The following is a 12,744-nucleotide window of genomic DNA, read 5'->3' as shown; positions in this document are numbered from 1 at the left end:
TCCTCAGGCGAGATTTTCGACCTGTGTGACGGTCGCCTCGGGTTTGCTTGGTGCGGCACGCTTACGTACAAGACGCACGGCCGTGGGGGTAGCTGCGCACCCGCCACGTGCAGTGCAACGCAAGTCAGGGTGCATCTTCTCGCCAACCTTGACGGTTTGGTCCACAAGTTCGTCGAAGGAAATGACCGCGTCGAAGCCGCCAAGCGCGGCTGTCGTGGCGCTCCACGCATGTGATACTCCGGCGATGTTACGCGCATGGCACGGAATCTCGACCTCTCCGCCGACCGGGTCGCAAATCAGGCCGAGGGTGTTCATGAGGCAAATCGAGGCAGCGTCGACAATTTGCTTGGGGCTGCCACCGAAGAAGTATGTAAGACCTCCGGCAGCCATCGCCGCGGAGGTGCCTGTCTCCACGGAGCAGCCACCTGTTTCTGCTGCATAGGACCCGCGCACAGCGAACAGCGCACCGATCAGCGCCATTACCATCAGGCATCGACTCGCTTGCTCTTCAGTTGCACCGAGCTTCCGGAGCGCGTGCAGGCAGCCGGGAACGATGCCGGCGCTGCCAGCAGTCGGCGCCGCACACACCACTCCACGACCTGTCGTCTGCTCCATTGCCGCGAGGGCGCCTGCAATCGAGTCTTTGAGGAATCCGTTGTCCAACGGACCCGGTAGCGTCGCGTTGGCGAAACGCCGAGCCGTGGGCTTCAGGTATTTCATCCCAGCCGGGTCGTCAGCACGCAGTCCGTCCTGCACGGTGCGAGCCATCAGGGCGACACGCTGGTCAAAGCGTCGAGTCACCTCGTCGCGGCTCATGCGAAGTCGATCGCTCTCATAGGCCAATGCGAAATCAGCCAGATCAGCGTCGTTCCCGACGATTTGCAGCATGTATTCCGCGCCATGAAGAGTCGTTTCTCGACTGCGGACTACTTCCTGTGTCGGGCGGGCACAGCGGACCCGAGCAACTCCAGTGAGTGCCTCGATCTCTTCAAGAAGAGACGAGGATGCTTCGCTGCCAAGCGCACAAACGGTCATACCCGTTTGCTTGCGAATCTCAAGGACATCCGCCTTGTCTGCGAGCAATGAATCGAGCGTTGATATGGCCGTTTCGTCGTGTTCTATCAACAGTGAGAACGCAGTCCCGTCAACATCGATTTTCTCGTCGTTGCAGCGCGTGACCAGGAACACACCGCCTCCAAGTGACACTGCCTCGAACACGTCCACACGTGTCTCGCCGCGAGCGGACCGCATGGTCAGCCGCAAGTCGACGCGATTAGGGTGATCGTTGCGGCCCAGCGCTGTGATTTCGATTGCGAATGCAAAATCGCCACGGCTCTCAAGGTTCCTAAGCGCCACCTTGTAAGCTTCGGACGTGATCGCGACACCGCTAAGACCCGCGGCGAAGCCCTCATCGCTTCCCTGGTTCCGGTAGACCTCCGCGAACGAGCCCGAGGGATCAAAGTGGACAGTTGCGGCCACGATCTCATCGCCTCGGGTCATTGCGAGTTCCCGCACCGTCTTGCCGATCATATACGGGGCGGCGGAATGGGAACTGGACGGTCCTCGCATGACGGGGCCGATCACAGTGTTCAAAAGACTGATGTCTTGGGACATGGGTGGCGTCTCTACTCTTGGTGTCTGCGTGCGTGTGCTGCGATGGATGAAGATTAGAAGTTCGGCTGCGTCGGTGGCTGGTATATACCGGACGAATGTGAGTAGAATCAGGACATCACCAGTACCCCGCGAAAGCGCAATGAGTGTCAGACCAACTACTTTTCCATCGCCAGTGGACGACCTACTGCCGACCAAGAGCGAGCCTGGGTTGTCCGTTGGATTCTTGCTCATGCCCGGCTTTACGCTCATGGCGTTTTCCGGGTTTGTAGAGGTTCTCCGGCACGCGGCGGGTCAGGGGGACAAGGGGAACAAAGTCCTGTGTCGCTGGAAGACGATGGCCGCGGATCGGGTGACTCTGTCGGCCAGTTGCGGACTGAAGGTTAAGCCGGATAGCGCGTTGACTGATCCTGCCGAGTTCGATTATCTCGTGGTCGTCGGCGGTCAATTGCCTGAGCCGGTTGAGTACGATCGAAGGATCATCAGCTACGTGCAAGAAGCGCAAGCCAAGGGGGTCGGCCTAATCGGCGCTTGCACGGGATCCTTTGTGCTTGCCAAAGCGGGCGTCATGAACGGCGTGCGGGCCAGTGTCCATTGGTTTCACTACAACGAGTTCTTGGAGCTCTTCCCCGATTCCATACCCGTGACGGACGAGATTTTCATTGTTGATCGAGGCGTCATCACGTGTGCTGGGGGAACATCGACCATGGATTTGGCGCTGTCGCTCGTCGGGCGTCATTGTGGAGCCGCGCGGGCGACCAAGAGCTTGAGGCATTTGCTTTCCGATCAGATGCGGCAGCCTAACCATCCACAGCTACCGCTGTTCGGGGCAGATTCTCGTCTCAGTGACCCGAAAGTTCGACGCGCCATCTTCTTGATGAACCAGCATATCCGGGAGCCGCTATCAATCACCGACGTCGCTGACCGCGCGCATGTCGGCGAGCGCCAGCTCTCGCGATTATTTCTCAAACACGTGGAGGCGTCCCCGGCGGACTACTATCGCCGAATCCGACTGGATCATGGTCGTTGGCTGCTTCAAAGCACAGCACTTCCTGTGACGCAGATCGCTTATGAGACAGGCTTCACCGATTTGTCTCACTTCAACAAACACTTTACTCAGGCCTTCGGCATGCTGCCATCCAAGTGGCGTGCTGAATCAGTGGCGGACCAGACTGGATGACGAACGGCATGACGGCGCATCGCGCAACGGCATACCGTATCGCAACGCTTAGATCAGACGTCTCGGGCCGACGCGAACAGTTAGACCCAGTTAGCCCCCCTGATCTTTTTGTTCTTCGTCTCGCCCCAACCGCCTTCCTCCAAACGCATCGGCATTTTGAAAGGCAAGGATTATTCCCGTCTTGTTCCGCGCTTTCGCTTCGAACAAGCATGACGAGATCACTGTTCTCGGATCAGGCGCTTCATCTTGCCGATGCTATCTACAGTTTGGGTGAAGCTTTCCCAGATGGACACCGTGCAGAGTCAGCGCGCCCCGCATGGTCAGGGCATCAGAGTGCGTTGTGCCCGTCGACAGTGAGCTGACCTTTTTTCCAGCATGTCCGCGCATGCCGCAGACGATTCGTTGCAGTCGGCACGTTTGACGGCGGTCCCTCAAAAACATCCACTACTGATCGAATTCAGTGGAGCGCACGTCTGCGTGCCCCATTCGCTGCCGTCGCGGCAATTGGCAGGACCAGCCACGTCTCTTCATCGGGAAAGGGCAGTGCGCTCAACCTGAGGTGATGCCGGTATCGGGAGCGTTTCATCATCATCTCGCGCGTGGCTCGAACGAGACGTTCTTTGCCTCCTGTGCGATGGGCAATTACCCAGTGGCCCGCGACGTTCGTCGCATGCGTCGTGGCCGGTCATGCTCACCACGATCTTCGTCATTCGTGCGAGTCGAGGGTGTGGCACGCAACTGGCGCTCCAGGTGCTCCAGCAAGGCTTGCGCAGCCCGTCCCAACGGCACAGATTTCGACCAGCAGGCCGCAACCAGCAAACGGTCGCCTTGTCGCTGTGGCAATGGAACGCAGCGCACACCGTCCACGCCGATTGCCGCAGGGGCCGGCAGAGTAGTCGCCGCAAGGCCTAGGCGGGCGACCTCCAGAAGCACTGTCGGGTTTTCTGCTTCCATCACGATTTTGGGACGCATGCGCAGCTTTTCTGCGTGCTGTTCGACCAGGGCACGTTGGTGATACCCGGTTGGAAACAGAGCCAAAGGCTGCTGCAACAGCTCGCGCCACGTAACCCTGCCGGTCCCGCCGAAGGACGATGACTTCGCCACGATGGCCACGTTATGCAGTTCCTGTATCAATCGACTCTCCAGCTCGCGTGGGAACTGCCGGTCTGCCACGATACCGATGTCGACTTCATGACGTTGCACCAGATCTTCGATCTGCCGCGCGCCCGCCTGTACCACGCGCATACGGATGCCGGGATGCTGTGCGGCGAACGTAGCCAACGGTTGAGCCAGCGAATATTGAGTCACCACAACTGGCGCGGCGATCCGCACTTGACCAACCTCGAGGTGTTCAAGGTCGATGATTTCCTGGGCAGCTTGCTGCAGTTGGCGGAGCGCCGGCTCGGCACGGGCGAGCAATAGTCGACCGCTCTCGGTCAGGGCCACCGCACGCGCTCCTCGAACGAACAACCTGCTGCCCAGTTCCGCTTCCAGATCGCGGATCGTGAGGCTGACCGCGGACTGTGCAATGCAGAGGCGATCGGCAGCCGCGGAGAAACTGCCCGCCGTTGCAACGGTGACGAAGACTTCAATGCGCCGGAGCTTCATATCTAAAAATTAGATGGATGACACGTCAATTGTATATTTGACCAATACAAACCCGAACACTACGATGCTTGCCATGAATACAGATCACTTCACCGCAGTCGCAAAACAGTATGTCCGGTCCCGCCCGACATACCCCGCTGAACTGTTTGATTGGCTCGCTCGCGTATGCCCGGGCCTTAATCTCGCCTGGGATGTGGGCGCGGGCAATGGTCAAGCATCCGTCGCCTTGGCGGCTCACTTCGACAAGGTACTGGCGACGGACCTGAGTGAAGCCCAGATCAGGCAGGCAATCCCGCACGAACGTGTGGAGTACCGCGTCGCGCCCGCTGGTCGCAGCGGGTTGCCCGATGCGAGTGCGGACGTTGTCACCGTCGCGCAAGCCTTGCACTGGTTCGATCTCGATGACTTCTACGCCGAGGTGCGTCGGGTGCTCAGGCCCGGCGGACTGATCGCAGCCTGGACCTACGGCGTACTGCATGTCGAGGGTGACGCGGTCGAGGAGCGAGTGAGTCACTTCTATCACCACGTTGTCGGGCCGTACTGGCCTGCCGAGCGTCGGCATGTCGAGACCGCCTACACGCTGTTGCCGTTTCCGTTCGACGCGGTGGAGAGTCCCGCCTTTGCTATCCGGCTTTCGTGGACACTCGACGATCTGCTTGGCTATTGCCGCAGCTGGTCGGCAACCTCCCGCTACCAGGGCGCGACCGGTAGCGACCCCGTCATCGCCTTGGAGGCCGAACTGGTTCCCGTCTGGGGTGAACGGGAGCGGCTGCGCCTTGTTACCTGGCCGATCGCGATCCGCGCCGGCATTCTGTAAAGGGAGAGATCATGTTTGAAGGCTTCGAGCGACGCTTGGTCGATGTTGGTGACGTGGCAATCAACTGTGTCGTAGGTGGCAGCGGTCCGGCGCTTCTATTGCTCCACGGTTTTCCGCAGAACCTTCACATGTGGGCCCGCGTCGCCCCCTTGCTTGCCAACGAGTACACCGTTGTCTGTGCGGATCTGCGGGGCTACGGCGGTTCGTCGAAGCCGGTGGGCGCCCCCGACCATGCCAACTACTCCTTCCGTGCAATGGCATCCGACCAGCGTGAATTGATGCGATCGCTGGGGTTCGACCGGTTTCACCTGGTCGGACACGATCGGGGCGGAAGAACGGGGCATCGCATGGCGCTGGACCACCCTGATAGCGTGCTCTCGCTCGCCGTTCTGGACATCATCCCAACCTATGTGATGTTCGATGAAGTCGACCGTTTCGTGGCACGGGCCTACTGGCATTGGTATTTTCTTCAGCAGCCTGCGCCTTATCCCGAGAAGATCATTGGCGCGGATCCCGACACCTTTTATGAAGGCTGCCTCTTCGGCTGGGGTGCGACGGGTGCAGATGGCTTCGACCCTGAGCAATTGGAAGAGTATCGAAAACAATGGCGCGATCCCGCAGCAATTCACGGCAGTTGCTGCGACTACCGGGCCGGCGGAACGATCGACTTCGAACTCGACCACGAGGACTTGGGCCGGCAGGTCCAGTGCCCTGCCCTGGTGTTTTCCGGTTCTGCCGGCCTGATGCACGCTCTCTTTGAGATGCAGGCCGTTTGGGCGCCGCGACTGGCGAACATGCGTTTCGCATCGCTGCCGGGTGGGCACTTCTTCGTCGATCAGTTCCCCAACGACACGGCACGCATCCTTCGCGAGTTTCTGGGTGATGCGCGCACTGGTAACCAGCAAGCCGGGTGACGGCAACCATGAGCCAGACCTCAGCCAGCGCAACTCCAGAATCTGAGTATCCCGGCGTGCTCGCGATAGGAGACACGGCTTCGGTAACCACGCGAGTTACTGGCGCCGATACAGCCGAAGTGCTGAGCCAGAGCGCCGAAGATGCCTTTCCTGCCGTGTATGCAACCAGCCGGATGATCGGCCTCATGGAATTGGCCGCGGCGCGCGTCATGCGTCGCGTGCTGTCTTCGGGTGAATTGTCCGTCGGCGTGGTCGTCGACGTCACCCATCTCGCCGCTACGCCGGTCGGAATGGAGGTGTCCGCCGAAGCACGGTATGTAGGGCGGGACGGCAAGCTCTTTGTTTTCGAGGTGTCCGCCCGGGATTGCGGTGGCGAGATAGGCAGAGGCACACACCGGCGCGCTATCGTGTCGAAGGATCGACTAATGGACGGTGCTGCGCGACGAGTCGGCAGAACTTAAAATGCCCGGAGGCTAGCGATCAATGCGAGCCACGAAACTTGCGCGACTCTTCACGGAGTGTGTGCGGTCGCAGACACCATGACGGTGATGAGACCGTTTCCACCACAGAGATTCTGAAGAAAGCTTTGGGCGACCGCTAAAGTTTGGTTGCTACGCGCCGAAAACCCACCAATGAAAAACGAACAGCGCCACAAAGCATTTCTTCACGATCCGCTGCGTGCTGAAGCTCGCGCGCTCGCGGCCAGCATTGAAGCGATTCGAAGGGCTTGCGGCAAAAGCAATCCGCGTGACTTCACGGTTGGAACTGCGGAGTGGGAGAGTGTATGCATTGAATTTGCGCACGACCTAGGCTGGGCGTTAGGATTGGAGGGTGACGCTACCGATATTCCTGCCGCTGATGATTGCAGCAAGCGTCCGCTTGGTTACCGTTGAGCCGCTCTGAACTTCAATGTGTCGGGAGATACTCAATTCGAGTCCAAGACGGAATTAATTCCAGGACATCGAGCAACGTGGCGGTAGCCTTCGGCTGCACAGGGGAACGTATCGAGACTGGCCTCGACGTATGCTTTTAACGTCTATGTGTCGGACTACTCGAACAACAAAATCTTGAAGATTTCGGCAGGCAGTAACACCGTCACACAACTCGCCGCATCATCGACTTTCGGCCGTGGATACAAGTGATAACGTTTACGTCGCCAATTCATTTACCAGCAAGATACTGGCAATTGCACCAGGTAGTTCCACCGCAACACCGATTACGACCAAGACGGTCCTGCAAACCGACTCATGCGGACGCGATGCCACTGCGAGGATTCACCGTTCACGGGTGAAGGATCCATTTGCAGCGTGCTGATGTCTGCGCACGGCAGTTATCCATATTGCTGGCTGGGGGCCAGGTTGTAGGCGTGACGGACACGGGTGATCAAGGAGTCCAACGATAAACAACGATATTGGAGCCGTTATAGTTGTCCTTCGTGACCACATACTCACCAGTCGATCGAAGGAACGATCTAAGACCGTACATCGAATCCACGTCATTGCCGACATACACGTTGCTGGGGTTGCTGTTGATGAACGTGTTGTCCAGGGTTCCGGTCGTCAGGTTGAAGGCATCGACGTTGGGCACGGTGTGGACGTAGCCCACGAACAAATAGTTGCCGGCAGCAGTGAGGGACTTTGGGTTCGCACTCGAGAGGGTGATTACCGGATTGGGGTTGGTCGTGTTGCCGGCGAGCCACCCGTGGTAGACCTCTACGCGGGTTCCGATGCCGGTCCAGTCGGTGCTGCCCGTGATCCGCTGCCCGAGGATCATCGTGTCCCTTTCGGGCAGGTAGATGATCCGGCTCAGGTTACCGATCGACGCAGGAACTGTCACCGTGACGGGTGCTCCCCATGACGGTTTGCCGTTCGCGTCGAACCCTGTCAGCGGCCAGTGCCAGATTCGATTCGTCTTGTCCAGACCCGCCCACACATCGCCCCTGCTGTCGAGGCAGAAGCCGTTGCGAATTCGAGCGGTCGCATTGAATAGCGTACCCGGCAATGCCCCGTCCGGTACGGCGATATAGCCTTGGCCCGGGTCGAAGTGGAAGAAGTAGAAGGCGTCGGGGTTCTGATCGGTGGCGACCAGGATCCTATTCATTCCTGCGCTCGCGACCATGCCGAAGTGCAGTCCGCGACCCCGGTAAGTCACGTCGAGGCGGGGGTCGGAAGGATAGGTGAACGGGTCAACGGTGTTAGCGACAAACTTCCAGTCCGCGCTGCCTGTGCCTGAATAGATGTTCACGCCGGAATAGAACAGGTTTGCATCAGTCGCCGGATCCGGGGCGGCGATCGCCTCGAAATTCAGTGAGCGGAGGTTGTAGAGGAGCTTGCCCGTCTGGCTGTACGCATAGAGATCTGTGCCGCCCGTGCGGCCTTCGTCCCATGCCTTGCCCCACGGTTCCGAGAGCACGTAGAGGTTGCCGACCGAGTCTTTGCCGATACCGTCGATCTTGGCGAACCGCTTGTCGCCGACCTGGCCTTTAATTCCGGCCGTCGTATCGAGATAGCCACCAGCAAGACCAAAGGTGCTTACCAACACTCCCGAATTGTTATAGATCTTGATGTTCTGGTCCGGCCCAGCGTCGCCCACCCACAAATATTGGGTCGTCGGATCGAAGTAAAGCGCGTGTGGCCGGCCACCCGCCGGTAGTGCGAGCGAGCCCAGCAACGAACCGGTGCGGCTGTAATGCGTCACCATGCCGGTCGTTTCCTGGGCCACCCAGAGGTTACCGTTGCGATCAAAGCTCAAAGCACCCGGGTCCGTGATGCCGATGTCGCTCACCCACGTCCCATCAGTCTTGTAGAGCCTGACGCGGTTGCCAGGGTGGTCGCTTGCTGCCCAGAACTGTCCCCAGGTGGCGATGCCCGTGATGATGTCCGCGCGACGCTCGGTGGTTTCAGCGCTCACCTGTATTTGCTGATCGTTGACGCCAGTTGCCCTGACGTATCTGAAGACGAAGCCATTGGTATAGACACCATTAATGCGCCCCCACTGGCGAGGCGCCCACAGATAGGTCGCGTTGCCGGTGATGGCACTGCCCTGTGGTTCGCCATGTGCACCGATCGAGCCTGCAGCCTGACCATTCTTGTAGATTGCAATGCCGCCCTCGTTCTCGTCCCACATCGAAGCGGTGTAGACGGTGCCTTCTGGCGCAACCCACATCGAGCGTGCGGCGTTACCTACGTGAGCGACGTTCGTTCCAAACGTATTTGCTATCCAGTCAGTCGTGTACTGCGCGTGACATTCTGGCGCGATCGTACCGCTCAGCACTGCCGCGAGGAATGCGGCATAGATTCGTTTCATGAATTACCCCACATGTGCAACACGAGCAGCAATATTCATCAGGATGTCGAATGGAGTTTTTAATGAGGTGACTGGCAAGTGAGGTGATGTGGACCGGTGTAACGAGATGGGCGGGCAGCGTACAGGCTGACGCGTACCGGGACGCTTTTTACAGTCGATCGAGGTGCTTCTGAAAAATAGTGCTTTGCACGTGGAATTCGAAGACGAAACCGAGCGGAAGTGTGCGATAGCGCGCCTTTACGCTTTTATGATGTTGTCGCATCAAGGGGCATTTCTGGCCTGGTCGTGCGGATCATTAAGGGAATGCTGCACGCGTTGCTGGGCGAGCCGGTTCCCGCCAATATCATCGAGTAACCGCCGATTGCGTTCGATAACGGCCCGGCATTGTTCGCCAACCATACCAACGCCATCCTGAGATCGGCGCCGCTGGGGCGCCAGACGCGGATCGTGGTCACGATGCGCGGAGAAGCGGCTGACAATCCCGATCTAATCCCGAGGCTGGTTGAAGCGGGCATGGTAATCATGCGCAGCGATGAACGCGATCGCAAGAGCGTGCTTCACGTCACGGGGTTCGCCCATGCGAGTTTCTATGTGAATCCGATAGGTCGGCAATCGCCCCTCAGACTCATCTCGCCGGCTTCATGGTGCCCCTGCAAGCGGACGCATAAGCGGGCTTCGATGAGCTGTTTTTGGATGGGCTCCGTACTGGAAGCGGCCTGTCATGCTCACGCGGGGAGAAAGTTCCACGACATCCACAATGACGATCATGACCCGCGCCGCAACGCTCATCTCAAGACGCCTCTACACAAGATGTTCGGTCGCTACGTTGTGTATAGCGTGATCAAAAAAATTGCAAATCGATAGGCTACAACGATGAATCCAGCGACCAGCGCCATGGCTCCAGAAATAATGAGCCGAACGATACCGTAAGAGCCGAAGACAGGCTTTAATGCAAAAAACAGATAAGCGCCACAAACACCAAGATTTATGATCGAAAGAATCTTGTCGACGACGGGTGAGTCGAGTCCGAGGCCGCCTAGACGGACCTCGATGGCCGCTACGGCTAGCGCGAGTGAAAACAACAAAAGCAAGAATGCATAGAGATGGAGCGAGAAATAGACAAAAGTAACAAATGGCTTTCGCGTGCGCAGGAAGGTAATCCGCAGCAACAGAGAGAATGGAACCACCATAAGAATAATGAGTGATTTCGCATTGAGCACGGCTGCGCGGTCGAAAGTCGAAGTGTACCGAGGCAGGTCGGTGTGGAGCTTTGCTATGCGCTCGGCAACCAACGACTGGGCGAGCGGACTCCAGTCCTGATGATGAAGGTGCGCCTGAAGAGTCGAGCCGAAGACTTGAGTGTCGGTCAGCGACTGCATCGCGAAAAAGATCGCGTTTGAGATCAGAAACAACTGGAACGGCGGAACGAAAGGCATTCGCTTTCCGATCAGATGCGCGACTGTCAGCTCGCCTGGGTGACGTAGCAAGACGCTGATGGTACGAAGCAGTCGCCCGTCGATGCTCGTTGTCGCGTGCAGGACCTTTGCTCCGATCCCGCGCAGCGTAAGGTCGGGCGGCCAAAGTGGGCTCTCGCCGCACATCGGGCAGAAAGGCGTGGTGACGTGAATCGCACACGTCGGACATGTCCATGGTTCTATTTCAGACATGATTCCCTCGTTGGACTGCTCGTACAGATGGGCGTCCGCAGGTGACATTTCAATTGCGTGAATTCAGTCCGCGTTCGGCCTAAAGAAGCTATTTTTACTGCGCGCAGAACTCCGCAAGCTGGGTACGAAGTTTCGCAGCCACCTGTTCAAGTGTGGACGGGTTGGTCGCTGAGATCGCGCGGGCCTGCGATGTTGGCGCCACCACGCCGGCGGCGTCGATGATGACGGGTCGGCGCAGGTCGCGCTCGTCGCCTCTTTGATATCCGCGGCAAGTGCTTTCCCGAGGGTATCGCGTACCCAGGCTCGCGAGATCGACATGTCCTTTGCGGACCCGGTGCGCCAATTCAATGCCAGCGATTGTGACGGCCGCGTGTCTGAACCGTTTGATGCCGTGCACGGCGTTCGTCCTAGACCTGATGTCGAGAAGGATCGTCGGCGGCGGCGATCTCGCGCGCTGCGCGGAGCTAGGTGCGGGACTGGCGGCCTGCCTTGTGCTTGGCGTGTTCTAGCGTCGCGACTTCGAACGTCCGCCAGTGCGTATGGGCGCATCAGGCCCGCTGCAAAATGTCCATCGCAGTTTCGGCGTCCTGCAGCGAGTCGACAGCGATATACGCGATAAACTGCGTGCCAAGTACCGCAGCAGAAACGCCGCGGAGGTTGACGCCGCCGTCGGCCAGCATTTGGGCGACTTGTCCGATGATCCCAAGTTGATCCATTCCCATCACACGGACCGAGTGAAGGCTCGGGCTGATGTTGAATCCTGCCTGCGTAGCGGCACGGATCTCGCTTTCCCCTTGCAGCGGTGCGACGAATACGACTCCTTTGCCCGGTGCTTCGGGCGTGCGCCGTGCGACAACGAACTGGAGGTCGACGCCAGCCTGTCGCAAAGCATTTAAAACCTGAGCAAGCCCACCCGGCTTGTCCTCGATTGTGGCCGCCCAGACATCGACACGTTCGACGCTTAGTTCCATGGCAATCCCTCCACCAGTCGCATTGCAACTAAAAATCTAGTTCATCAATGGCGCGCGAACAAGACCGGCAAGGTAGCGACACGCGAATGGTCCCACTCGTGGGGCGTTCGCACGACCGGTCTGCAAAGAGGGAGCTTTATCTCTCGGTGTAATGCAACTAATCGTCTGATCCACAACCCCCCTAAAATGCTTTGCCACGAATGACCGTGCGGTGCACGGGCACTAGGAGGGCGATCTGCTGTGTGGCAGCAGCGGCAGCCATTGCAACGCCTATAGAGCGCCGAACGCGCTACGTGATGTTGGTGAAGATTGCCTGCAGAGACAGCGAAACGGGTGCCAATGCGCTGATCAAACATGCGGGCAAGCTTCCGCAGGAACGCTATAAATCGCTCACCTGGGATCGGGGAATGGAGATGGCGAGCCACAATCGCTTCACGATTGCCACGGACGTCGCCGTGTACTTCTGCGATCCGAAACACCCCTGGCAACGCGCTCGAATGAAAATACCAACGGTCTATCGAGACAGTACTCCCCGAAAGGCATCGACCTGCCGGTCTACTCACAGGCCAAACTCAACGCCGTGGCACGAAAGCCGAACGATCATCGGCGGTGTACGACCGACAAGGGCCGGGCAGGGACGTCAGGCTTCGCAAATCGTATCGGAGGCAAT

The 12,744-nt window shown here is 58.7% G+C and carries 11 protein-coding genes and 2 pseudogenes; 6 read left to right on the top strand and 7 right to left on the bottom strand.

Annotation, left to right across the window (positions count from 1 at the left end):
• Window positions 1-3: 3 nt before the first annotated feature.
• Entirely contained in the window at window positions 4-1,614 is a 1,611-nt protein-coding gene (locus AC1Z32_RS10410) for an L-serine ammonia-lyase, iron-sulfur-dependent, subunit alpha (protein WP_483478626.1), read from the bottom strand.
• Here AC1Z32_RS10410 and AC1Z32_RS10405 point away from each other — a divergent pair.
• Entirely contained in the window at window positions 1,568-2,791 is a 1,224-nt protein-coding gene (locus AC1Z32_RS10405) for a GlxA family transcriptional regulator (RefSeq protein WP_483478625.1), read from the top strand. The genes AC1Z32_RS10410 and AC1Z32_RS10405 overlap by 47 nt on opposite strands.
• A 141-nt stretch (window positions 2,792-2,932) precedes the next feature.
• Here AC1Z32_RS10405 and AC1Z32_RS10400 read toward each other — a convergent pair.
• Window positions 2,933-3,090: pseudogene (locus tag AC1Z32_RS10400) on the bottom strand (peptidase M19); the annotation flags it as partial.
• 343 nt (window positions 3,091-3,433) lie between these two features.
• Complete coding sequence (locus tag AC1Z32_RS10395) at window positions 3,434-4,399, bottom strand: LysR family transcriptional regulator (protein ID WP_483478624.1); 966 nt, start codon at window positions 4,397-4,399, stop codon at window positions 3,434-3,436.
• Between the two features lie 73 nt (window positions 4,400-4,472).
• Between AC1Z32_RS10395 and AC1Z32_RS10390 the strand changes: the two genes are divergently transcribed.
• The 4 genes from AC1Z32_RS10390 to AC1Z32_RS10375 all read left to right on the top strand — a co-directional run bounded on the left by AC1Z32_RS10390 (window position 4,473) and on the right by AC1Z32_RS10375 (window position 7,023).
• Complete coding sequence (locus AC1Z32_RS10390) at window positions 4,473-5,216, top strand: class I SAM-dependent methyltransferase (protein ID WP_483478623.1); 744 nt, start codon at window positions 4,473-4,475, stop codon at window positions 5,214-5,216.
• An 11-nt stretch (window positions 5,217-5,227) separates the two neighbouring features.
• Window positions 5,228-6,130: an alpha/beta fold hydrolase gene (locus AC1Z32_RS10385; RefSeq protein WP_483478622.1), complete on the top strand. Its 903-nt coding sequence runs from the start codon at window positions 5,228-5,230 to the stop codon at window positions 6,128-6,130.
• Between the two features lie 8 nt (window positions 6,131-6,138).
• Window positions 6,139-6,591, top strand: a complete 453-nt coding sequence (locus AC1Z32_RS10380; RefSeq protein ID WP_483478621.1) for a thioesterase family protein — start codon at window positions 6,139-6,141, stop codon at window positions 6,589-6,591.
• Window positions 6,592-6,762: 171 nt separating this feature from the next.
• Complete coding sequence (locus tag AC1Z32_RS10375) at window positions 6,763-7,023, top strand: hypothetical protein (RefSeq protein WP_483478620.1); 261 nt, start codon at window positions 6,763-6,765, stop codon at window positions 7,021-7,023.
• 490 nt (window positions 7,024-7,513) lie between these two features.
• On the opposite strand, the gene AC1Z32_RS10370 is transcribed toward AC1Z32_RS10375, so the two are convergent.
• The 4 genes from AC1Z32_RS10370 to AC1Z32_RS10355 form a co-directional block, all read right to left on the bottom strand.
• Entirely contained in the window at window positions 7,514-9,436 is a 1,923-nt protein-coding gene (locus AC1Z32_RS10370) for an SMP-30/gluconolaconase/LRE-like region family protein (RefSeq protein WP_483478619.1), read from the bottom strand.
• An 821-nt stretch (window positions 9,437-10,257) separates the two neighbouring features.
• Window positions 10,258-11,103, bottom strand: a complete 846-nt coding sequence (locus AC1Z32_RS10365; RefSeq protein WP_483478618.1) for a DUF3667 domain-containing protein — start codon at window positions 11,101-11,103, stop codon at window positions 10,258-10,260.
• Window positions 11,104-11,197: 94 nt separating this feature from the next.
• Window positions 11,198-11,500, bottom strand: a complete 303-nt coding sequence (locus AC1Z32_RS10360; RefSeq protein WP_483478617.1) for a hypothetical protein — start codon at window positions 11,498-11,500, stop codon at window positions 11,198-11,200.
• 151 nt (window positions 11,501-11,651) lie between these two features.
• On the bottom strand, window positions 11,652-12,074 hold the full coding sequence (locus AC1Z32_RS10355; protein ID WP_483478616.1) for an ACT domain-containing protein: 423 nt from the start codon (window positions 12,072-12,074) through the stop codon (window positions 11,652-11,654).
• 202 nt (window positions 12,075-12,276) lie between these two features.
• Here AC1Z32_RS10355 and AC1Z32_RS10350 point away from each other — a divergent pair.
• Window positions 12,277-12,690, top strand: a pseudogene (locus tag AC1Z32_RS10350) (IS30 family transposase); the annotation flags it as partial.
• Window positions 12,691-12,744 lie beyond the last annotated feature (54 nt).

This window comes from Caballeronia sp. 11_S32, from assembly GCF_056930355.1.
This window is presented reverse-complemented; position numbering and strand designations above follow the sequence as displayed.

Coding starts and splice junctions, on each gene's coding strand:
- AC1Z32_RS10405 (WP_483478625.1), top strand. CDS start 1,568: ATGACGGGGCCGATCACAGTGTTCAAAAGACTGATGTCTTGGGACATG.
- AC1Z32_RS10410 (WP_483478626.1), bottom strand. CDS start 1,614: ATGTCCCAAGACATCAGTCTTTTGAACACTGTGATCGGCCCCGTCATG.
- AC1Z32_RS10395 (WP_483478624.1), bottom strand. CDS start 4,399: ATGAAGCTCCGGCGCATTGAAGTCTTCGTCACCGTTGCAACGGCGGGC.
- AC1Z32_RS10390 (WP_483478623.1), top strand. CDS start 4,473: ATGAATACAGATCACTTCACCGCAGTCGCAAAACAGTATGTCCGGTCC.
- AC1Z32_RS10385 (WP_483478622.1), top strand. CDS start 5,228: ATGTTTGAAGGCTTCGAGCGACGCTTGGTCGATGTTGGTGACGTGGCA.
- AC1Z32_RS10380 (WP_483478621.1), top strand. CDS start 6,139: ATGAGCCAGACCTCAGCCAGCGCAACTCCAGAATCTGAGTATCCCGGC.
- AC1Z32_RS10375 (WP_483478620.1), top strand. CDS start 6,763: ATGAAAAACGAACAGCGCCACAAAGCATTTCTTCACGATCCGCTGCGT.
- AC1Z32_RS10370 (WP_483478619.1), bottom strand. CDS start 9,436: ATGAAACGAATCTATGCCGCATTCCTCGCGGCAGTGCTGAGCGGTACG.
- AC1Z32_RS10365 (WP_483478618.1), bottom strand. CDS start 11,103: ATGTCTGAAATAGAACCATGGACATGTCCGACGTGTGCGATTCACGTC.
- AC1Z32_RS10355 (WP_483478616.1), bottom strand. CDS start 12,074: ATGGAACTAAGCGTCGAACGTGTCGATGTCTGGGCGGCCACAATCGAG.